Origin of the sequence: Allomuricauda sp. NFXS6 (genome assembly GCF_040148835.1) — a bacterium.
GTDB lineage: Bacteria > Bacteroidota > Bacteroidia > Flavobacteriales > Flavobacteriaceae > Flagellimonas.
Map to the genome: position 1 here is coordinate 208,531 of NZ_JAGEMG010000003.1, position 21,560 is coordinate 230,090.

A 21,560-nucleotide genomic window follows, 5' to 3' on the forward strand; every position below is an offset into this window, starting at 1 on the left:
GTTTAACTTATGAAAAAGCATTGGATCATTTTCTTGGTAATCACATCAATGGCCTTTCAGGTTCAAGCCCAATATGTCATCAGAAGTGCGGAAGAATTGCAGCATCTCAAAAGTCTGCCCCAAGAAAAGGTCTATCTGCACCATACAGGCCCCGTGGTCTTTACGGGAGAATATCTGTATTATGCGTTTTATTGTTTCAATGCACAGAACAACAGGGCCAGTGATATCAGCTTTGTAGGGTATGTGGCCTTGGTCAACCAACAAGGGAAATACGTACTGGAGCAAAAGGTAGAATTGCAAAAGGGCATGTCCCATGGCGATTTCTTTGTCAATACCGAAGTTCCCTCGGGAAACTATAAACTGCTCGGTTATACCCAATGGATGAAGAACAATGGCATGGAGCAGGTATTTAAGGATGATTTGGTCATCATCAACCCATATCAGCAAGACCAATCGCAACTGCTATCCGATTCGTTGGAAGACGAAAAGGCAACTGTTGAAGCAAAACAACCGGTCGATTCCTCCGTGGTGCAGATCAAATTGGCAGAAAAGCGGGTAGGCACCCGCAATAAGGTGACTTTGCAGCTCAAAAACTATAAGGCCAAATTGGGCCATGGAACGTACACTTTAAAGGTCCAAAGAAAGGGCGATATCCAAACGAGACCGGCCGAAAACGCCATATCCTATGCCCGTTCCTATTTTGATGTGAAGGGCGAGCTGGACAAGAATGTGGGCGACAGCCTTTTTCTACCTGAGCAGCGCGGGGAGCTTTTGTTCGGAAATGTAACGGATAAACGAGGAAATCCCTTGTCCGATGCCAAAATGGTGGTTTCCGTTCCCGGGGAGGGTTTCTTACTTAAATTCACCACTACCGATGCACAGGGAAACTTTTATACCTATCTGAGAGAGGACTATAAGCAGCACAGGGCCATTATCCAGCCCACGGATCATACGCAGGATGTTCGGGTATCTTTGGGAACCTTGCCCCATTTGGATGCCTCTGGACTCACATTTGGTGATTTTCGGTTAAGTCCCACCTACACCGAAGCGATAAGAAAGCACAGTATTTACAATCAATTGGAGAACCAGTTTTTTTCCGTGAAGCCGGATTCTGTTCTTTTGGGCGACCCGGTAGACCCCTTTGACGGGGGAATGCCCAACACCATTTATCTGGACGATTATACACGTTTTCCTACCTTTCAGGAAACTTTGGTGGAGGTCTTTAATTACGCTGGGTACAGAAACAATGGTAAGGGCAGTGACTATATACGGATTGCGCAGGACTTTGAGAAGTATACCGAAGAGGCCAATAGTTATCCGGCCATTGTGTTGTTCGATGGGGTGTACATTCCCGACCATGAAAAAATAAAGGACTTTGATGCACGCAAAATTGAATCCATCAGCACCGTCCCCGACCAGTTTGTGATGGCGGGAAAGAATTTTCAGGGAATCATGTCGGTCAATACCATAGAAGGCGATTATTTTGAAAATTACACCCCTGAATATGGTATCAATGTTCCCATCAAAAAGCCCTTGCCGCAAAAAAGCTATTTTGAACAACGTTATGGAGCCAAAGAAATCGACCAAGACAACATTCCTGACTACAGACGTATTCTCTTATGGGAACCACAGGTGGAGATTTCTGATGAGGATCTGCAGTTTGAGTTTTATACCTCTGACCTAACAGGTGAATTTGAAGTGGTCTTGGATGGATTTACATTTTATGGAAAACCAATTTCGTTGCAGGAGTCAATTTGGGTTACCAACACCATCGATAAGTAAATGATCATGCAGGGACATAAGGATGAATATTCAATTTTATAACAATAATTTGATGACGTATAGATTATATTTATTTTACTTAAGTGCAATTTTCAGTATTTGCTCTTGTGCAAATCTCCAAAATGATGCGAAAGCTCAAATGAGTTTTCCTGATAATGAAATTGGCAGATTCGCAGCAGCTTGGTTTGAATCTGTAAATTCTGGAGAAACAGGAACACTGGAAAATTATGGAATTTTCAAAGATGGATGGGATGCTTATCATGCATCTATGATAGCATTGGCACAAAAGAATGAAGGCTTAACCCCTTACTTGGTATCCTATTTCACCGATCAAACCATTGAGATTTATGCCAAAGAGAATTTGGGAGGCTATGTTCGAGTTGTTTTGAGCTATGATGCAGACCAGAATTCCATATATACCATGTCGATCAAAAAATCGTTTGAAGCCAAAGATTATCCTTTACAGTATGGTTTGGAGGAAAAGCATGTGATAGCATTGGTGGAAAAAATAGCTGAGGAATTAAAGTCCAACTATGTATATAAAAATGATGGTAAAAAAATTGCGGATGGTCTTCTTGCTCGCATAGATACTTATAAAAAAATAGCACAAGGCGATTTACTGGCAAGAACCCTAACCAAAGATCTTGTTGAAATTTCAAATGACAAGCACTTACAGGTGATACCACCAAGCCTTGAAAGTGAAGTCAACGCTCGTTTTAGGGCAGAAGACGTTTCAGAGAAGGTAAGCGACCAACCGTCCATAGAGTTAAATTTGCTTGATGGCAATATTGGTTACCTTAAAATAGAGAGGTTTACGGATAATGATTTATTCGCCAGTAAAGCATCAGAAATCCAAAAATCACTTGGCAATGCAAAAGCTATTGTGATTGACCTCAGACAATCGGGTGGAGGGGATGGCAAGGCCGTTTCAAATATGATCGCTTATTTGATCAATGATACGATTGTACTGAACGATGGCCAAAAAATCCTGGCCAAAAATAGTGTTGCAAATAGGGCAAGGCCCATATATATACTGACTAGCAATAGAAGCAAGTCAGCCGCAGAGGCAATGGCCTATTACGCCAAATCCTTTGGTTTTGCCAAAGTGGTGGGAGAACGTACGGCTGGAGCTGGATACTTGGTGGATGTATTTGATTTGCCCCATACATTTTTCTTGGTCAATTCAACAAGAACTTCATTCGATAAAGGGGAAGGGTGGCAAGGTAAAGGGGTTGAACCTGACATGCCTGTAAATGCATCTGAAGCCCTTGAAATCGTTATCAAAGAGGTCAACAACAGGTTTTGAACATTCGTTTATAAATACCACTAAGAGCAGGTCGGACAACGAATAATAAGTGGCGATGGACCACGGTTTGATATAAAGGATAACAGTATTTCTAATTAATAAAAAATAAAGATTTATGAAGGATTTAAAATATTTTTTTAAAAATGTAATCATATTGACAACTACTGTATGCATTGGGGAAATCACATATGGACAATATGTCGGCCAAGTTCGGAGTGAAGCTGTAGGAGGTCAATCCGGCGGTATAGTTAACCAATATTTGATCGGTTCCAATTGGAACAAACAAAAGCAAAATCTAATAGGAGGCATGGAGGTAAATGGAAGCCCTTATGTTTCACCCGATTTTCGGACAGGCATACTCTATTACGGTGATAAGGCCATTGAACGCATTGATTTTCGTTACAATGCATTTAATGAAGAATTGGAAATAAGAGATAGTGATGCTAAGAATGGAATAGGGGCACTGCAAAAGGACAAGAAAATTGCAATCGAAATCGGAAATGATATCCTTTCCTTTAAAACTTTCACGGATAAATCCGGTACTACCATAAATGGGTACTTATTACAAAAATACGATGGAAACACCTATGATTTATTCGAGAGAACTACGGTCAAGTTTACGGAACCTCAAAAGGCACAGAACTCATTTACCAAAGATATCCCGGCCAGGTTTACCAAATTTACGGAGTATTATTTGGGCTATTTTGGTGATGGGAACCTGATTGTTGAAATACCCAATCGCACCAGAAAGTTCTTAAAAATGTTTGATGGTGATCAATCCAAGGAAATTAAAAAGTTTATTAAGTCCAATGATATTAACATTAAGGAGGAAGAGCAATTGCTAATAATACTGAAATTCCTTAATGATACATATGATCAACAGTGATTTTTCAAGTGAGGCACCGTTGAAAACCTGTACTAGGTGGATCCTAAGACACCAGGGGAATTTTCAGGTGATGAAAGGTGAAGATGGGTAAGTAGTGGAATATTCGTGTAAGGCTATTGAACAATGAATTTATGCAGGGCAGAACGGATACTTCAAAAAGCTTTTGGTAAAAAAACCAAACTTAGCAACTTTTGAAATTTCGAGTCCGGCTAAAGTACCTTACTTAGCCATAAATCAAAGAGGGATATCAGGATGAAGTTGAAGCTCTTTCCCAAAATGGGCCATATGGATTCAATGACCGAACCTATTTGATTTACCCTAACCCACGGAAGAATGCTTTACCATTTTTTATTGGGGGTATTGTTAAGATAATTGATGACAGGCCCGGTGTTGGGAACTGATTATATAACATAAATTTTTAATTATGAGAAAGCTGATATTCACACTTTGTATGCTACTCGCTATTTCAGCCAATGCGCAGGAATCGAAAGATAATCTTAAGGAAAAGGAGGCGATTCAAAAATGTATTCTGAATTATATCGAGAATTTTTTTGAGAATAATTTTGATGAAATGAACCGATCCTTACACCCACGATTAGCGAAACGGGGATTAGGTCAAAACGAAATCATGAGTGAGGATTTCCCTCCAGAAAAACTGAAGGAATTAATGGAAACCAAACCTCCGTTCAGTAAGAAAAGACAAAAGAATTCAGTGACCGATATCAAAATCTTTGAAAATATGGCTATGGCTAGCCTTGCGACCGGATACCCGAACTTAAGATGGAAGGAATTCATACATCTGGTAAAAATGGATGGGCAATGGCAGATCATTAATGTGTTTTGGGACTTTGAGGGATAAACAAAACGCATACGGTAATCACATTGAATCTAGAATCCGAACCTATCGGACAAATCCCGTACTATGAAAATAAGACTGACTTTATTCCTCTTCATCGCAATGAATTCTTTATTGCTTACATCATGTAGTAAGAACAAGGTTGAGGACGCGACGACTGTCACTTCAAAAAAAATCGACAGCTTACTTTCCCATTTGCATGAGGAGGGACAGTTCAATGGTGCTTTTTTTTTGGCCAATGATTCTACCATCCTTGCCAAGCGGGTTTATGGCTACGCCAATATACCCCGTAAAGAGGAATTGAAACAAGAGACGATGTTTGAAATAGCTTCGGTTTCCAAAACATTGACGGCTACCTTGATCATGAAACTGGTTCAGGAGGGTGAACTTGGTCTCGATTCAAAATTGATCGATTACTTTCCCGAGATGCCATATCCGGATATTACCGTTGAACATCTCCTTACACACACTTCCGGAATCCCGTTTTATTACGACACTTTGATCAAGGACAAATTGAAAGAGGGACGGACCATCAATACGGACACCATCTATAAACGATATGCCGAACTGAAACCAAAACAAGAGTTTGATACCGGACAAAAGTTCAGCTATAGCAATTCTGGTTATATGCTACTGGCGGGAATCGCTGAAAGGGCTACCAAGCAATCATTCGACGATTTGCTCTACAAGCATATTTTTTCAGCCGCTGGTATGGGTTCCACGAGGCGCGATGTGCTTTTATCCGATATGGAAAATTATGCCGAAGGACATCAATTATCCGTAGAACAGGGGGCATATGTTCCATTGGAAATACATGAGGACAGTCTGAGCATGCTCCATTATTATTTTAAGGACAGTAAGGGACCAGGGGGAATCTATGCAACCATGGATGACCTTTGGAGGTTTAGCCAAGCAATCCGAAATAATGCAATTCTCAATGAAGAATATACCGATTTAATGTTTACACCTGGTACACTCTTGGACGGTTCTGCAACGAAATATGGCAAAGGTTGGCAACTGTCTTCTACCGATGGCTCCCGTTATGTGCATCATCGCGGTGGTTCTGAGGGATTTAACTGTTTCTTCTATATCGCTATTGATGAAGGGTATTCCTATTTTTTGGTATCCAATACAAAGTCATTCTATTTGAGTGAAATACACAAGCAATTTCGAAATATAATAACCGATCAACCAACAGAAAGCATAAAAAAATCTGCATTTGAACGAATTGCACTTAGAATGAACCACATATCTGACGTAGAATTGATGCAGAAAATAGACAGTCTAAGGGCCCGTGCGGATGAATATTATTTTGCACTTCATGAATTCAATGAATTGGCCTGGAAATATTGGCTTGATGGGAATTTTGAAGAAGGGATGAGGGTAATCAAGTTGGCGACTGTTGCTATGCCTGATAATGCGGGAGCTTTTGAAGTTCTGGCGGAAGCGTATATGGAAATGGGACAAAATGAGCTTGCCATTAAGAATTACAATAAAACCATTGACATGCTTAACAATGACTCTGCAAAAAAAGATAAAGATTGGGTCAAGGAGTGGATTACGGATATGCGGAAGATCATACAGGACATAGATGAAAATTCCAATGATTAGCAATCATGTTTAGGGGGTAGTAAGTTAAAGACACAGACTTCTTTGCCATGGATGGATTTCCAATACATATTGATTGCGAACCATCAATACACTTTTAATCAATACAATTAAAATAACGACTATGCATCGAAACAAACTTTTAGGCTATCTAGCTATGTTTTTCCTAATGATTTTCAACTGTTTTGGCCAAAATGAACTGGCCGTCTGGGAATCGGAAGTGGATAGCATCGGTGAGCAGTTTATGGAAACACCAGGTTTTGTCTATTTGGTCTCAAAAGGAGACCATATAATTTCAAAAAAAGCGTATGGTTTGGCCAATTATGAGTTGGATGTGCCTTTAAAAGTGGATTACTGCTTTGCCATCGGTTCCCTGTCCAAACAATTTATTGCCATAAGTGTGTTGAAATTGGTGGAACAAGGTAAGCTTACACTTGATGCTCCCATCCAAAGCTATCTTCCATGGTTCAATGCCAAAGAGAATATCACCATTGAAAGTTTGCTTTCCCATACTAGTGGAATACAGGAATTTTTTCGTAATGGAGATTTTTTGGAAGTCTTCGCCCTTCCGACAAGTAGAAAAAAAATGATTGCATACCTATCCAAGGAAGTGGTCAATGATACCAAGCCCGGTGAAAAATACAACTATAGTAATGCTGGGTATGCGTATTTAACACTGTTGATAGAAGCGGTCACACAAAAGGAAATCGGAACGTATTTGGATGAAACTATTTTTAAGCCACTACAGATGAACAGTACCTATTGGGGAACTCCTGGGATTATAAAAAAGGGTCAAGTATCAGGATACAACATAACCAGGGATGAACACAAGACATTGGAAAAAGAGACCTATTTGTTTGCCAATATTACCTGGGCATTGGGGGCCGGTGCAATTTATTCGACAGCTGCTGATATGAACAGATGGATGACAGGATTGTTTAGTGAAAAATTAATCAGTAAGAACACCTTGGAAATGGCCATTCGACCCTATGAACTAAACGACGGTTCAGAGAGCAATTATGGATTTGGTTTTGAAATTGGAGAGAACGAAAGGCATAAAGTTATTACCCACAGTGGTATGATTGATGGTTTTCAGTCCAATATGATTTACATGCCCTCCAAAAAGATTTTTGGAATTGGTATGAGCAACCGAATCGATTTTGCACCCAGATTTATATATGGGATTAAGAATCTAAAACTGTAACCTTTGGTAAGATTGTGTAAGCAGTACTTTACAAAATAAGTCTATCCAGATAAGGAAAAGCAAGTTCGCACTTTATGGTTTTTGTTGACTGTTGATTGTCCCCTTCCCATTTCTTTGCTCTTGGTGATGAGACCATTGAACGAATTGATTTTGGGAGTTTGGGTTTTCTACAATTGATTATCTATCGTTTTGATTAGACCATGCTTATTGGGCAATTGCTTGTCGAATCCTTAAATGGATTGATGTTAGGATTTGTAAGCTAAATGCTGTGCTTTTTTCTGAAATCCTTAGGACTCATCCCTACTTTTCTTGAAAAGGTATGGTAAAAACTGGAGGTGGAATTGAATCCTGATTCGAACAATATCTGACTGATGTTCTTTTCTCTGTTTGTGGTGCTTTTTAAAAGATTTTTTGCATGATCAAGACGATGGTTGTTGATCCAATCAGAAAAATTGGTTCCAAAATAGGTATTGATGACCTGTGATACGATTCTAGGGCTTTCATTGACAAGTTCTGAAAATTCGAGGATGGTCAATTCAGCTTTTCGAAAGGTTTCATTTTTTATAAGAAATGATTCCATCCTTTCTGCAAAGGATTGGATTTCTGCGCTATCCAGTTCAAGATGTATCTCTTTCTTGTCTTCCTCAATTTTCTTTTCAACTTCAGATATTCCAAGGAATTTGGTGGAGTGATTAAGACTTTTAAATACAACGAGGTTAATCATGACCACAAGGAGAACTATCAGGATATTATAGAGCGGTCCATTTCCTGAAAAAGGTCCTTGTATCGAAAGAATGTTCCTGATCAGGTCAAACAGGAAAAGTATGACTACACCTCCTATAAACTGATTGAGCCAGTTCAATGAAGCATCACTATTGGCATTTGTTTGTTTGACAACGGTATGATAAAGTTTGATTTCCTTTATTGAAAGAGCCAGATAAATCAAGGTTTGAAGAAGGATCAAAGGACCAAAAAAAGAAAAGTCCGAAAGAAATAATAGTAGTGTTGCCACTAAAAAGGGGCTAAAAAATAACCAATAGCATGTGCGGTTTGATTGCCCTTTGTTTATGATGTTATGAACATAGAGCCATATCAATGGGCCATATAGAAATCCAAGGGTATCATTGAGTGCCAAAATTCGTAGGTCCAGATTAGACTCTAAGAAATTTAAGGTCATATGGATGGCAAGAATTAGCAGGGTCAATCCAAGAATAACGTTGACACTGGCTTTGCCCCGTTTGGTTACAAACAGTAATAGCGCAATCGAAATTCCTTGAAAAATCAATACAGTATGGAGTATTTCTGAAATACCGAATCCCAATGGAATATTTGTTTTGGTTAAACTATAGAATATTTAGGTAATATCGAAAGTAAACTTCATGGTCTTCCAAATATTTATTCCCAAATGACGATGTTGTAAGTTTCAGAAATCAAAAAAATGGTTATTTGTAAAAAAAAGAAGATGATTCGAATACTTAAAGTCATAGGATTGGTATTGATTGCAATCCTCACGTTAATCGTTTTGCTGTCTGTAATTTCAATAGTGCTAGCTACTAATCAAGATGCATTGACAAAACAGGTGAACAATAAAAAATTGGCAAAGGTTATGCTAACCAATGTAAATGTTTTGAAAATGGAGTACTCTTCCGATTTAGCAGCTTCCAAGCCCAAACCAGATTCAGGAATGACATATTTAACTTCTGATTTTTTAGGAATCCTTGAAAATCAAACCATTTATATTAGCGATGGTGTCATCACGGGGATCACACCAGACTCACTGACAGAATATGATGGGTATGAAGTGATGGATATGGAAGGATTGTACGCGATGCCGGGATTAATAGAAATGCATACACACATTTTGGACCAAGCAGACCTTACGCAATATTTATCATATGGAGTAACAACGGTAAGAAATATGATGGGCTTTCCTATGCATTTACGTTTCAAGGAACAGCTTCAGAAAGAAAATCTCTTGGGAAGCAGAATGATAACTGCAAGTCCTACTTTAAATGCTGGAAACAATAAAGGTCCTTTTCATAAAAAGGTGGGCAATGTCGATGAGACTAAACAAATGGTCGGCAATTATGTCGCTAAGGGATATGATTTTATTAAGGTTTATAATGGGTTGAGTGAAGAACAATTTCAAGCAATTATGGAAACAGCGGATAGTATGGAGGTTGCGGTGGCAGGTCATCCGGTAAACAGTGTGCCAAGGTTTGAATTCTTAAACTCTGGTGTTAAAAGCTTTGAACATATCGAAGAGGTTTTTAACACCTATATGAAGCGTAAAATTAATGATTCATTGGCGGTACAAATTGCAAATGAATTTAAAGAAGCCAATATGCCTATTTGTATTACACTATCCGCTTACCATCAGTTGCAAAGAACAGCGACTGAGGGTGAAGCTTTTCTAGATTCCATTCCAGAAAAAAACATCGCTCCAATGAGTCGTTTTATAGGTAAGCGTCAAACTTCTGGCTATTTGGATTTAGAAACAAAGTATGTCGATGGAATCAGCAAGAAAGATGCTTATTTAAGTAAGCTGACCAAAATATTTTATAATCAAGGTGTGGTATTGCTTTTGGGGACGGACAGTGGGCCCAATTTGACCATTGCAGGGTCCACTCTCCACGAAGAGATTGCACTCTGGAAGGAAGCTGGGGTGCCTAATCATTCAATAATTAAGGCGGGCACCATCAATGCCGCCGAAGTGCTAGGAATGTCCGACACCATTGGAAGGGTCAAAGAAGGTTTTACTGCAGATATATTGTTTCTGGAGTCAAACCCACTGGAGAACATTGAAACCCTTCGCAATCCAAAAGGTATGATATTCCGGAACAAATTTTATGCAGAAGAGGATATTGTCACTATGAGGGAATCTGCGCAAAAAAAGAGTGGCTGGTTTGTCACCATGGGGAATTTTTTGGAACACTTGATTTCCAAATAACTTTGAACATCAGGTTTTATTGGTGTTTATTCATGATTCGGGACTTTTTGCAATAAAAAGTTAAATAATTTTAGAAAAACCGAACCTTAATCTTTAAGTAGAAGCTAAAGGTTAAGTTCCCTTGAATGCGCAATTGAAACTAAGCACCTTTAGTAGCGGTAGATCAATGTCACTATATTTATTTTAACTGTTAATTACTAGTATTGACAATGAAGGCGAGTGTCAAAGGAAGGATAACTAGCTGATGGCGGAAAATCTCAGATCAATCAGGAAGACAATGAGAATGGATAAAAATATTTCAGGATTCAATTATAAGCAAGATGGGACAAGAATCCGAATGGTAAAGGGTATGAAAATTAATCATATCACAAGGCACATTTCAATTGATGAAAAAGCAACTGCAATCTCCCTTGTTGCCCTAGTTATATGCAGTACTGAATTACGGACGCAACGGCTAAAAAAATCTATTGAGGCCAATACTATTGGGCTGCAATTTGGTTTAAACAAGTTTAAGGATTTCAAAGTTAACGCTGTGCTTCTGGAATAGCTATTGCTCCATTCGAAACAATAATTCAATTATAAATTAAAATGAAGATGTTCAAACCGACTATTTTTCCAAATTGCTATTCCAAGGCAGTTGTATTTGTACTAATTCTGCTAATTGCGAACGTAGCGTTTGCATTTTCTGAAGATAAATATCAGGCCAATTATCAAATACATTTTTCGGAAGAAAGCAGAAATATGGCTACTGTCAGTGCAACTCTTGTCTTACATGAGAATGTCGTCAAGATGGTTTCATGGGGTCACCCATGGCTAACACATGGATGGGCGACCTTTGTCGACACATTGGAAATAACCGATGAAGCAGGAAAGCCATTGGAATATGAATTAGTTGAAAAAGAGGGGTGGGGTAAATGGAAGGTAAATGCCAAAAATGGTACCACAATCCGTCTAAGTTACAATGTTCATTTCAATCATTCGGATTATGACTGGACTGAGGCAGGGGGTATCGACTCACGGCCTGAGGTTACGGACAGAGCACATTTTCTGGTTACCAAAGCATTGTTTGTTTATTCGCCAGGCGTTAAAGACGCCAAAGTTACTTTTAATATCCCCAAAACATGGAAAATAGGAACCAATTGGGAAGAAAACGGCACTAATTCCTATTATGTGGACTCTTGGATAAACCTTGTTAATAACAGCCTGGTAGTCGGAGATTTTTATCACGTAAGGATTCCATATGATAATATGAATTTGATTATGGCCATTGATAAAGTGTTGGAGGAGCATAGCGATTCATTTGTGGATTTGTTGAAACTTCAGCTTGTTGAATTTAATCGAATTTTTGGTGGTAGTGATAAAAGAAATTACATGGTTTCCATCCGGGAGGCGGATGTCGACGACGGCGAAGCATTTCATGATAGTTTCAACCAGGTCATTACCGCTAACAGAATCGATGATCGGTTTATTGTTTGGGGCAATACCATGGCTCATGAATTATTCCATTATTGGAATGGAAATTTCTTTCTGGTCGGAGAAGATCCCGAATCCCTTTATTGGTTCACTGAGGGTTTCACTGAATATTATGCAAGCCTGTCCTTGCTCCGAACCGGAATGATAGATGAAGAACTTTATCTCAAAAAGTTAGAGAAATATATCTCGCGATATATAGTCGCAAAGAGCATGTGGCCTGTGGAAAGCACAAGTTTGGTTAATGCGGGGAAGGAAAAACATAAAAACTGGTTGTTGCTTTATGGTGGAGGTGCAACCATAGCACTAATTCTTGATTTTGAAATAAGGAAAGCAACGGAAAATCGGAAAAATCTGGATGATGTCATGTTTGAACTAAAAAATAGATTTGGGGAAAGGGGATTAAAAATCACTACAAAAGATGTCGAGAATATGGTATCGGAGATCAGCGGTGAAGATTATCATCTCTTTTTTGATAAATATATCTATGGTACAGAGAAGATTGATGTTGAGTCGTATTTGAAAGAAAGCGGGTTGATTATGGACAGTTTTGCAGATGCCGTTTATTTATCCAAGGAAATGGATGCTAAGCCATTACTTAATAGAAGTTATGGAAAAAGACCCTAGCAAGGCTTAGTTTCTTTAAATAGGAGAGGTAACTTGGTCTGGTAATTTGACCAAATATAGGGTATGGCCCATTTCTATAGCTGGCTTCTAATTTTCAGTTCCAATGAAAAAATTCACATCATTTCAAATAGAGTGGGATAGGGTGTTCCACCTCAAAAAAACACGAATAGTACAGCATTCTTCCTGAAATTAACATCACATTAGATCCAATAAGATGTTTTTCAAAATCAATGGCCGTTCTTCAGAAATTGATGTTGAAGAATTGTCCCAAACATCATATAACTTGGTTTTTCTGAAGCATAAGAAACCTTAAGTGTCGCGATTACTGAAACAAATGATGTGTCCCCCCAAAAAAAAATCCTGTTCCCAGCAATTTTCCTGTTTGTGTATCCTTACCCTTGGTTTAAATGAATGATAGCTCCATATTTTTTATAACCATTTTTACTTTCAGTCATTGGTTATTTGCTGAATTATTTCCATCATTTCCGTCATCCATTCTTTAACCCATTTTTTATCTTTTTTGGTTGGGTCTGAGTTCAGCATGCTTATTTACACACCAAATAAAAAGCGAGCAGCTGTTTTTTATGCCAACCCACGTTTTAAAACCATGTACAACACTTTAAAAAGGGCAGCACACGACAAGAAATTGCAACTTTCTTGAAAAACCCCTCTCAATTTGAAATCCAGATTAAGTCAGGATTACAGCTATCGAAATGGATATATCATCGTTTATGGTATATCAATGTTTGTTTGGTTGAATTTACCCTTAAGAACGACAATTATCGCTACAATGAAATAAACAGCACACACGCTAAGATACGGACCGCCCAATTCTATGGGGAAAGACCATTGTGTTAACAGTTCTGGGGTTATCGGAACTTTACTTTCCCAAGGCATAAAACTGACTATGGAGAGCGAAGCATTGGAAATAGCATGAAATCCAACTGCAAAAATCAAACTGCCTCCAGATTTGTTATAAAGCCAGTTAAAGATAAAGGTCCAGGGGAGCGCAAAGGCAAGTATGTAGATAAAAGGAACATTATGTATACCCTGTCCAAGCCAATAGGTTGGCAAATGCCATAACAAATGTACTATAGCCAGTATAAATGATGCTAAAACCGGTGGAAAATGTCTTTGAAGCCTTGGTAGTGCGAACCCTCTCCAACCCAGTTCTTCTCCTAAACCTGCAATCAGAATCGAAGGGATAATAGCCCCTAACCAATAGGAACTGTTTAAAATGGAGGCCTTTATTTCACCATCATAAAACAATTGCCATAGGGAACGGCCGGTAAAATGTATGGAGGCCGGAAGAAATAACAACAGTATCCACCAATACCATTTGATTTTAACCCGTTTAAACCTGCCCAGTAATTGTAATACCCCCTTTTTTCCAAAGAAATATGCACTTAGGATTATGGAGGTGATCGATGGGGACCAAATACCTAATAGAATGATCGGTAGTACGTCGGTTTTATGACCAATGAAAAAAAGAAACCATGATATTCCGTAAGTAAATAAAAAAAATAAAACAAGCTGCTTCTTGGTATTTTGATATGCTGTGTCCATAGGCTGTAATTGAGTGCTAATAATCTGAAAGAGGAAGGTTTACCATATGAAGGTAAGCTTAAAGGCATCTAATTTATGGTCCAAATCATTTTGTGGTGTTTCAAATATTGCTAAATAAGAGGCACAATTACATATAATCATTTCAAGTGCACTCTTGCAATTAGGAAAAATCAAAGTCTTGAAGACAAAATCATACTCGCTGTTGACGGCTGGGCATCTATTGATTTATTTTTTAAAATATATATCCAATAGCTCATAAACGCTTGACGCTTTAATGCATATTATTGTTTTTATTCAGAATTATGTTCTCTATAGCGTTCAATGAGGGATCTTTGCCATCTATATAGCCTTGGAACGTTATCGGAGCGTATATGTCTGGGGCAATGTAATTTCGTTTATCCCAAGAATTGCTTTTTTGCCAGTAGGCATCAGAAATACTTACGTTGATCCCACTATTGGGCAAGGTGATAAAATTGGTCTCCCCGATAAAGTTGGGCTTGGATCCAGTTGGCTCCCCAATAAACCTTGTATCGGTCCAGCTTTCTAATTCCGTTGCTAGATTCATGGCAGCGGAAAAGGTCCTTCTACCGATTATGGTGAATATTCCATTTTCTTTATCCAAGCTTTTATTTGTCAAAATATTTTGAATCAAAGTTTTGTTGTTAAAGGAATTGCCCCCTGGGCAATGACGGATATCTATAATTAGATTTTTTACCTTTTTTTCGGAAATACTATCGAACACTTCATTGTAATACTCTTTGATATTTCGATCAGGGGTGGATAAATTAATATTGATTTTAAGGTACATGGCGTTAAGGTGCTCCAATTTTTGATGCCAAAAGAATTTGTTTTCATTTTTCAGGTATATTGGTTTTTCCTTTAATCTATCCACCAACCTTTCCGTCATGTTCATCGGATTGAAAGTGCCTGGTTCAACAATGATTTCCAAAGATTCGTTGGAGTCGTTTTGAAATGAAAAGACCACTTTTTTATCCTTGTCGATTATCCCAAGGACATATAGCACCTCTGAAATCATAAGGTTGTAATCCAAGCGCTCCTCAAGACCGAATTCATTGTCCACGGGAATTGTCTGGCTAACGGTTTCAACAACTTCATCAATAGGGACATTTTCGATTTTAGTAAGCCTCCAACCTAAGGTCTCCTTATATTTTTCTGTGGTTTCCAAGACATGGAGCCCCTCATCAAAAGCAAATAATTTGAAAGGGAAATAATGAAATTTGAACTGACCGGATAGTGGTGGCCTTATAAAAGTGTGCCCATCTCCTATTTTTTTGGTGATTTTCATTAGTTCGACGAGTATTTCAGCGTCCGAGATTGTTTTAATGGAGCCTATGAGGTTTTTAAAATCGGAGTCCCATTCAGTAGCACTGACCTGTCCAAATACGTCATAATGTTTCCTTTCAAACCGTTCTTTTAAAAAAAGTATATCCTTTTCCCATTTTTTGTTTCTTGAAAGCGTGGAATCTTTTGGGTAGAGGCTTCTAAATGTGTCACTTTTCCTAAATGAATCGAATTCTGGGATTGAAAGAATATCATTGAATGTTAAGCTTTTGGGAGTGTTCAAGCCTTTGTGGAGCCAATAAAGCATTTTTTCTTTATCACCGGTATTTGCGAAGCACATTGATAGTTTTTTGATACATGTGCCATATTTGAAGCCGACTTCAAAACTTTGTAAGTAATTCATGGCGGCATCATCGTACCGCTCTAGTTTATAAAAGCATTCCGCAAGATGATAATAGTATTCCCCATTGGATGGATTACCATTAATGATACGCTGATAGGACAAAGCAGCCTGTTCGTAGTTTTGAGATGCCAATAAGTCTTTAGCTTTCCTGATTTCCTCTACTGACTGTGCGTTGCCGATAGTTATGGATAGGACAAGGACAATTGTTGATATAACCCTTCTATTGCTCATGTAATAAGATTTTTACAGCAATAATGCGGAACATAGGGTTACAAATCGCCCATATTTATAATTAATGACAAATTATTTTGGAGATAGGGACTTTCGATATTGCGACGGGGTTGTGCCTGTTTCTTTTTTAAAGGCTTGGTTAAAACTGTTTTTATTGTTAAAACCACTTTGCAATGCAATGGACAACAAGGTATGGTTCTTGTAGCTTCTCTCGGTAATCAAGACTTTAAACTTCTTTACACGGTAGTGATTGATTAAGTTGGAAAAATTAAAATCGGAATTTTCGTTTATCACTTGGGATAGTTGATGTGGCGAAAGGTGAAGTTGTGAAGCCAATGATTTAAGTGTTATCTCCGGATCTAAATAAGGTTCTTCTTTTTCCAGAAAGTCGATCAGCTTTTCGTAAAGATCCTCGCTTTGCAACTTTTTTAAATTGGATGTTCTGTATTTTTTTTTTAAAACCTTACTGACGGTTATTGGAAGGATATCTGATTGCTTCAAGTTTAGGTATCCAAAAATATAGACTGAAATGGAAATGACGACTCCCAAGATTACATCGGTTGATTGAAACAATTGGGAATTATAAATAATGGTGATTAAAAAAAATACCCAAATAATACCTTGAAGAATTAAGAATCCAAAAATTAATATTCTAAGTAAACTTTTGGCACTGTCCAAAGTGTACGAAAGTAATTGTGTAGAGAGTAAAGAATATACCAATAAATGAGCCAATTTAACTAGCGGTACTATGATATTAGGACTGTTTGCCTTGAGGGTATATTCAGGATGAAATACCTGAGTTGAAATATTTTCTTTGGCTAAAAATGAAAAATATATTAGAACAAAAAGAAAGACTAAAAAAGGAATAAAATGAAAACCAATGCTAATTTTTGGAAGTTTTTTGGAACGTTGATCTGAATTAAATTTCACAAAGAAATACAAAAAAGGTCCGAGGAGAAAAACAACAGCGGAGGAGAATAAATGAAAAAACTGATATTTAAGGCCAAGGTTTTTATAAGCGATCCATGAATCACCAATTAATACAGTTGCAGCTAAAATCAAAAGGGCCAGCCATATATATGGTGGTTTTAGCCTGCTCTTTTGAAAAAAATTGAGCCCCAAAAGAACGCCCTGGGCAATGCCTATTATAAATAAGTAACTAATCAATATTTACCTTCATTTAATTGTAAAATTACTTATTTATAAATTATACAATGAACGTCAACTCCAACGCAATACCTGTATCGATGTTTTGGACCCAATTTCTGCAAAACGACACGAATTAACAAGCGATTTTTTGAAATGCATAAATAGGACTATACCTTACAAATCAAGGGTCCGTTTTTATGGTGTTATTGGGTCTCATCTCGTTAAGCTGGATAGGTTTTAAGTTAGAGAAACAAGCGCGAACACTTGTTTGTTTAAAAGCTAGGGGTTGCTTTGGGATAATCATGGTATACTGAACCCCTGAATGTATTTGCAATCAAATAACTAGCGACGTGGCCCCATATCCGGTAGGTGCTTATGTGGATTAAGGAAGTGGTTTCGTCAGTAAAAGAATGTACCAATGACCCTTTGAGAGCAAGATCAAACTGCGCTTTTCTAACCGTGAATAACCAGCGGACAACCCTTTTATCGAAAGTTTTAATGGCTCATTTAAGGACGAATGCCTGAACGTCAATTGGTTCTTCTCTTTGGAGGATGCCCAGGAAAAGTTCGATATTTGGTAAGCGGACTATAACAACTATAGACCGCACAGCTCGTTGGGAGACATATCTCCCAATGAATACATTGAAATGAATGAAAACAGCCCGGATTCCCTAGTTGAGACCGGCACCTAATTTTGGGAGGAGGTCACTTTAAAAAATTGATGAATTTAGGATTGTTCGATAAAGGGTAAGCCTGTAGGATGTGCATATTTAGATGAACTAGAATTTCTTGAAGTAAATAAAAGCAACGATGAAGCTCAATGAGAAAATGCTACAATTGCGTAACATGCAAAAATTATCACAAGAAGAATTATCAGAGATGTCTGGAATTTCAGTGCGGACCATACAGCGGATAGAAAGAGGTGAAGTGACTCCAAGGCCGTATACCATAAGAAAATTAGCAGAGGTGCTACATACGACATTGGATGAGTTTAACACAGAAATGGTCAAAGAGACTGATTCAGGTTTAAGTAGTGATGCAAAGCTCAATAGGTTTTTCATGGCTAACCTTTTAGTCTTGACGTTTCCTATTGTTTTTCTGCTGGTTCCATTTGTAATATGGAAAAATAATGATTGGTCAGCTGAGTCAAGCCTCATTTGTAAAAAGGTATTAAGCTTTCAAGTAATCTGGATATGCTTTACCGCTATCATGGTATTTTTAACTCCTTTGTTCATAAATTTTTTTGATGGCCAATATGTTGTTGGAAAACTATTTCCGACACCAATCTTAGTATATTTTGGTTTAAGTGGAATAGCTGTGTTAGTGGTATTCCAAATAAACAGAAGTATTAAAAACAATTCTTCGAACTGGACTTCGCTAATACCTCTTTTATTCTAATAATGGTAATTGTCACGTAAATGTCGTGTCAATGACAGACCATCTTTTCTCTTCTTTTGTCAGCTTATCATAGGTTTGCCAAAATAATTATGAATGGCCCAAAACGTATTTTAAAAATGGACAAAAGAAATATCTATACGATAATACTTATTGTTGCAGCTGCATTCTTGTCTGCTATTGTAACATTGATAATTGTAGATTCATCAGATACACCTTCATCTTACGATAAGGTTACAATACAGTCTTCATTTCTTAAGGAGAAAAGGGAAATAATTATAAAAAAGCCAAGAAATTATGTTGCAAACAAAAAGTATCCGGTTGTATTCGTACTTGGAGGAAACTCCTTAACATACTCAGTGGTTCATGATTTAAGCTTATTGTCCCGTGTAGGTAATATACCCGATGTTATCGTTGTGGGCGTAACAAACATTGATCAAAAATCAAGGCAAAGAGATTTGACGCCGCCTTTTTTAAAACAAGACTTGGATGACAAAGACTCTTCTCTTGGTGAAGCGGACAATTATCTTGATTTCATTGAAAAGGAGGTTATACGTTTTGTCAAAGAAAATTACAATGTATCCAAAAAAATCGTGATTGGGCATTCAAGGGAGGGATTGCTAGTCATGTATTCCATTATGGCAAGGCCAAAATTATTTGATGCTCGTATTGCGCTAAGTCCTGCACTATGGAGGGAGAATAATGTATTTGTCAAGCAGTTTGGTGAGTTTCTTTCGAAGAATAAACAGGTAGATGGTGATTTGTTTATTAGCATGGGAAAGAAAGAGGTGAACAAAATGAAAAATGCATTCGAATTAACTATTCAAACTTTAAATAGCAACGCACCTGAAACTTTTAAATGGAAATCATTTTATATGCCAAATGCAACACATCAAACCAATCATTATTTGACAGCTGCCATTGGTGTGGACCACATTTTTAATAAGAGATAATTAGCTTAACAAATGGGAAACAAATCGATTATCATCTCGTTGGCTGCGTTTGTCTTTTTTTGTACTCAAAATATCGTTGCCCAACACAAGGAAAAACCATATTATTTAACCTCCAATCCAAAGAATGTTACTTCAGAAAACGGAAAAAAACTGACTGTTGAATCTGGGATGTTTTATGTGCCTGAAAACAGAGGTGTCGATGGCGGGCGAACAATCTCAATTGCTTATTATCGGATAAAATCAAAGTCTAAAGTTTCTGCGAAACCAATTTTTTTGTTAGCAGGAGGACCAGGTGGTTCATATATTGACGCTTTAGCAAAAGAGGAGCTGTTTGATGAGGCAACCTTTTATAGCAGTTTTGCGGATGTAGTTATTTTTGACCAAAGGGGCGCAGGGAATTCAGTGCCAAGTTTAACTTGTAAAGGGGAAAAGATAATACCCATTAATGAGACTTTGTCAAGAGAAAACTTACAGGATGCATTGAGAAAGTTGGCTTTGGAATGTAGAGCATATTGGAAGGCAGAAGGTGTAGATATTTCAGCTTATAATACTGATGAAAGCGCATCAGACATTAACGATTTAAGAAAAGCTTTTGGATATGATAAAATCATCCTCATAGGCGGAAGTTATGGGGCTCATTTGGGACTTCATACGTTAAGAAAATTTCCCGATATCGTTGAACGAGCTATTTTTCATGGTGTTGAAGGTCCAGACCATACTTGGGATATGCCATCACATAAATTAAATGTATTGGAAAGAATTGCACTAAGTGCGGAAAATTCAGATTATTTCAATGGCAAAATTCCAAACAAGGGGTTGATGTACGTGATCAGGCAGGTTATAAAAAGAATTGAAAAGAAACCGAAAAAAGTGGTATTAAGAAAAGGGGATCACCAAATCGATGTTTTAGTCGATAAGTTTGCGGCACAAGCTGCACTTATGTACAGGGCCGGAAAAAGAAATAGACCATTGGACTGGCCTAACCTAATTTTGAATATGTATTATGGTGATTATACTATTCCAGCAAAATTTGCTTTGAGTTTGCATAAGGTTTCAGCCCCAAATGCAATGAGTAATGCCATGGATTTTGCTTCAGGGGTTAGCGATGAACGAAGGTCAGAGATAAAAAATGATAAAGCAATTCATATTCTGGGTGACATTAATTACGGATATACGATGCGAGAGGGTATTTGGAATGAAAAAGACCTGGGAACCAACTTTAGAAAAAACGTCCAATCGGAAGTTCCAGTTTTATTGGTTCATGGTACTTGGGATATAGCAACGCCCATTGAAAATGCACATGAAGTCTTAATGGGTTTAAAAAATGGCCATTTAATTGAAGTTGTAGAAGGTACACATAATGCTTTATATGAGTTATATGAATATAACTCTTCCTTCCCAAGTTTGGTAGTTGATTTTATTTCAGGAAACAAAAATGTTTTTCCAGCTAAACTGACATTGCCACCAATTGAATATCCGGTAAAAGTCTCACCATCCCAAGAAACATTATGGGATGCATGTATTTCAGGAAATCTTCAAAAGGCTGAAAATGCAATTGCAAAGGGTGCTGATGTTAATGCATTGGATACCAGAAAAAATAATTCGGGCCGTTGTCCTTTACATTGGGCTGCATTTTATGGGCATAAAGCTATAGTTGGGCTTTTATTGGATAATGGAGCTCAAATCAATGAACAAAACAAAACTGGATATACTCCGATTCATCATGCAGTTGAAAATAATAAAAAAGCTGTAGTTGATTTTCTCAAAGAAGAAGGAGCAGATTTTAAAATATCAAATGTAAAGGGATATAAACCAATTGACACGGCAATCCTGAAGGGGTTTCATGATATTATTGATATTTTGAAGTAAGTC

General features: G+C 37.7%; 16 protein-coding genes and 1 pseudogene. 13 read left to right on the top strand and 4 right to left on the bottom strand.

All coding sequences use genetic code 11. From position 1 onward, the window contains the following. The first annotated feature begins 9 nt into the window (after nucleotides 1-9). The 6 genes from J4E06_RS06435 (at nucleotide 10) to J4E06_RS06460 (ending at nucleotide 7,642) form a co-directional block, all read left to right on the top strand. Nucleotides 10-1,782, top strand: coding sequence for an Ig-like domain-containing protein (locus tag J4E06_RS06435; RefSeq protein ID WP_349523211.1), 1,773 nt, complete (start codon nucleotides 10-12; stop codon nucleotides 1,780-1,782). 139 nt (nucleotides 1,783-1,921) lie between these two features. Beyond that, complete coding sequence (locus J4E06_RS06440) at nucleotides 1,922-3,088, top strand: S41 family peptidase (protein WP_349523212.1); 1,167 nt, start codon at nucleotides 1,922-1,924, stop codon at nucleotides 3,086-3,088. A gap of 115 nt (nucleotides 3,089-3,203) precedes the next feature. Beyond that, entirely contained in the window at nucleotides 3,204-3,974 is a 771-nt protein-coding gene (locus J4E06_RS06445) for a hypothetical protein (protein ID WP_349523213.1), read from the top strand. Nucleotides 3,975-4,398: 424 nt separating this feature from the next. Beyond that, complete coding sequence (locus J4E06_RS06450; protein WP_349523214.1) at nucleotides 4,399-4,833, top strand: nuclear transport factor 2 family protein; 435 nt, start codon at nucleotides 4,399-4,401, stop codon at nucleotides 4,831-4,833. Between the two features lie 63 nt (nucleotides 4,834-4,896). Further along, a complete protein-coding gene (locus tag J4E06_RS06455) occupies nucleotides 4,897-6,441 on the top strand; it encodes a serine hydrolase (protein ID WP_349523215.1) in 1,545 nt (514 codons plus the stop codon). Nucleotides 6,442-6,562: 121 nt separating this feature from the next. Further along, a complete protein-coding gene (locus J4E06_RS06460) occupies nucleotides 6,563-7,642 on the top strand; it encodes a serine hydrolase domain-containing protein (protein WP_349523216.1) in 1,080 nt (359 codons plus the stop codon). Between the two features lie 259 nt (nucleotides 7,643-7,901). Here J4E06_RS06460 and J4E06_RS06465 read toward each other — a convergent pair whose 3' ends face one another. Beyond that, the gene (locus J4E06_RS06465) at nucleotides 7,902-8,654 is read right to left on the bottom strand and encodes a helix-turn-helix domain-containing protein (protein WP_349523217.1); all 753 of its coding nucleotides are present in this window, start codon (nucleotides 8,652-8,654) and stop codon (nucleotides 7,902-7,904) included. 426 nt (nucleotides 8,655-9,080) lie between these two features. On the opposite strand from J4E06_RS06465, the gene J4E06_RS06470 reads away from it, so the two are divergent. The 3 genes from J4E06_RS06470 (at nucleotide 9,081) to J4E06_RS06480 (ending at nucleotide 12,689) form a co-directional block, all read left to right on the top strand. Next, on the top strand, nucleotides 9,081-10,592 hold the full coding sequence (locus J4E06_RS06470) for an amidohydrolase family protein (protein WP_349523218.1): 1,512 nt from the start codon (nucleotides 9,081-9,083) through the stop codon (nucleotides 10,590-10,592). A gap of 277 nt (nucleotides 10,593-10,869) precedes the next feature. Further along, a complete protein-coding gene (locus J4E06_RS06475; protein WP_349523219.1) occupies nucleotides 10,870-11,139 on the top strand; it encodes a hypothetical protein in 270 nt (89 codons plus the stop codon). Nucleotides 11,140-11,180: 41 nt separating this feature from the next. Further along, entirely contained in the window at nucleotides 11,181-12,689 is a 1,509-nt protein-coding gene (locus tag J4E06_RS06480; RefSeq protein WP_349523220.1) for a M61 family metallopeptidase, read from the top strand. 729 nt (nucleotides 12,690-13,418) lie between these two features. Here J4E06_RS06480 and J4E06_RS06485 read toward each other — a convergent pair. The 3 genes from J4E06_RS06485 to J4E06_RS06495 all read right to left on the bottom strand — a co-directional run bounded on the left by J4E06_RS06485 (nucleotide 13,419) and on the right by J4E06_RS06495 (nucleotide 16,614). After that, entirely contained in the window at nucleotides 13,419-14,255 is an 837-nt protein-coding gene (locus tag J4E06_RS06485) for a CPBP family intramembrane glutamic endopeptidase (protein ID WP_349523221.1), read from the bottom strand. Between the two features lie 271 nt (nucleotides 14,256-14,526). Continuing rightward, on the bottom strand, nucleotides 14,527-16,191 hold the full coding sequence (locus J4E06_RS06490) for a tetratricopeptide repeat protein (RefSeq protein WP_349523222.1): 1,665 nt from the start codon (nucleotides 16,189-16,191) through the stop codon (nucleotides 14,527-14,529). 72 nt (nucleotides 16,192-16,263) lie between these two features. Further along, on the bottom strand, nucleotides 16,264-16,614 hold the full coding sequence (locus J4E06_RS06495; protein ID WP_349523223.1) for a helix-turn-helix domain-containing protein: 351 nt from the start codon (nucleotides 16,612-16,614) through the stop codon (nucleotides 16,264-16,266). Nucleotides 16,615-17,807: 1,193 nt separating this feature from the next. On the opposite strand from J4E06_RS06495, the pseudogene J4E06_RS18405 reads away from it, so the two are divergent. The 4 genes and pseudogenes from J4E06_RS18405 to J4E06_RS06510 form a co-directional block, all read left to right on the top strand. Beyond that, nucleotides 17,808-17,918: pseudogene (locus J4E06_RS18405) on the top strand (integrase core domain-containing protein); the annotation flags it as partial. A gap of 232 nt (nucleotides 17,919-18,150) precedes the next feature. Then, on the top strand, nucleotides 18,151-18,738 hold the full coding sequence (locus J4E06_RS06500) for a helix-turn-helix domain-containing protein (RefSeq protein ID WP_349523224.1): 588 nt from the start codon (nucleotides 18,151-18,153) through the stop codon (nucleotides 18,736-18,738). Between the two features lie 116 nt (nucleotides 18,739-18,854). After that, nucleotides 18,855-19,688, top strand: coding sequence for an alpha/beta hydrolase (locus J4E06_RS06505; RefSeq protein WP_349523225.1), 834 nt, complete (start codon nucleotides 18,855-18,857; stop codon nucleotides 19,686-19,688). Nucleotides 19,689-19,700: 12 nt separating this feature from the next. Beyond that, nucleotides 19,701-21,557 carry an alpha/beta fold hydrolase gene (locus J4E06_RS06510; RefSeq protein WP_349523226.1) on the top strand — a complete coding sequence of 619 codons (1,857 nt, stop codon included), beginning with the start codon at nucleotides 19,701-19,703 and terminating at the stop codon, nucleotides 21,555-21,557. Nucleotides 21,558-21,560 lie beyond the last annotated feature (3 nt).

What these genes read in the sequence shown, in the direction of transcription:
- J4E06_RS06480 (WP_349523220.1), top strand. Translation starts at nt 11,181, where the DNA reads ATGAAGATGTTCAAACCGACTATTTTTCCAAATTGCTATTCCAAGGCA.
- J4E06_RS06490 (WP_349523222.1), bottom strand. Translation starts at nt 16,191, where the DNA reads ATGAGCAATAGAAGGGTTATATCAACAATTGTCCTTGTCCTATCCATA.
- J4E06_RS06505 (WP_349523225.1), top strand. Translation starts at nt 18,855, where the DNA reads ATGGACAAAAGAAATATCTATACGATAATACTTATTGTTGCAGCTGCA.
- J4E06_RS06470 (WP_349523218.1), top strand. Translation starts at nt 9,081, where the DNA reads ATGGTTATTTGTAAAAAAAAGAAGATGATTCGAATACTTAAAGTCATA.
- J4E06_RS06460 (WP_349523216.1), top strand. Translation starts at nt 6,563, where the DNA reads ATGCATCGAAACAAACTTTTAGGCTATCTAGCTATGTTTTTCCTAATG.
- J4E06_RS06450 (WP_349523214.1), top strand. Translation starts at nt 4,399, where the DNA reads ATGAGAAAGCTGATATTCACACTTTGTATGCTACTCGCTATTTCAGCC.
- J4E06_RS06440 (WP_349523212.1), top strand. Translation starts at nt 1,922, where the DNA reads ATGAGTTTTCCTGATAATGAAATTGGCAGATTCGCAGCAGCTTGGTTT.
- J4E06_RS06485 (WP_349523221.1), bottom strand. Translation starts at nt 14,255, where the DNA reads ATGGACACAGCATATCAAAATACCAAGAAGCAGCTTGTTTTATTTTTT.
- J4E06_RS06455 (WP_349523215.1), top strand. Translation starts at nt 4,897, where the DNA reads ATGAAAATAAGACTGACTTTATTCCTCTTCATCGCAATGAATTCTTTA.
- J4E06_RS06435 (WP_349523211.1), top strand. Translation starts at nt 10, where the DNA reads ATGAAAAAGCATTGGATCATTTTCTTGGTAATCACATCAATGGCCTTT.
- J4E06_RS06500 (WP_349523224.1), top strand. Translation starts at nt 18,151, where the DNA reads ATGAAGCTCAATGAGAAAATGCTACAATTGCGTAACATGCAAAAATTA.
- J4E06_RS06510 (WP_349523226.1), top strand. Translation starts at nt 19,701, where the DNA reads ATGGGAAACAAATCGATTATCATCTCGTTGGCTGCGTTTGTCTTTTTT.
- J4E06_RS06445 (WP_349523213.1), top strand. Translation starts at nt 3,204, where the DNA reads ATGAAGGATTTAAAATATTTTTTTAAAAATGTAATCATATTGACAACT.
- J4E06_RS06475 (WP_349523219.1), top strand. Translation starts at nt 10,870, where the DNA reads ATGAGAATGGATAAAAATATTTCAGGATTCAATTATAAGCAAGATGGG.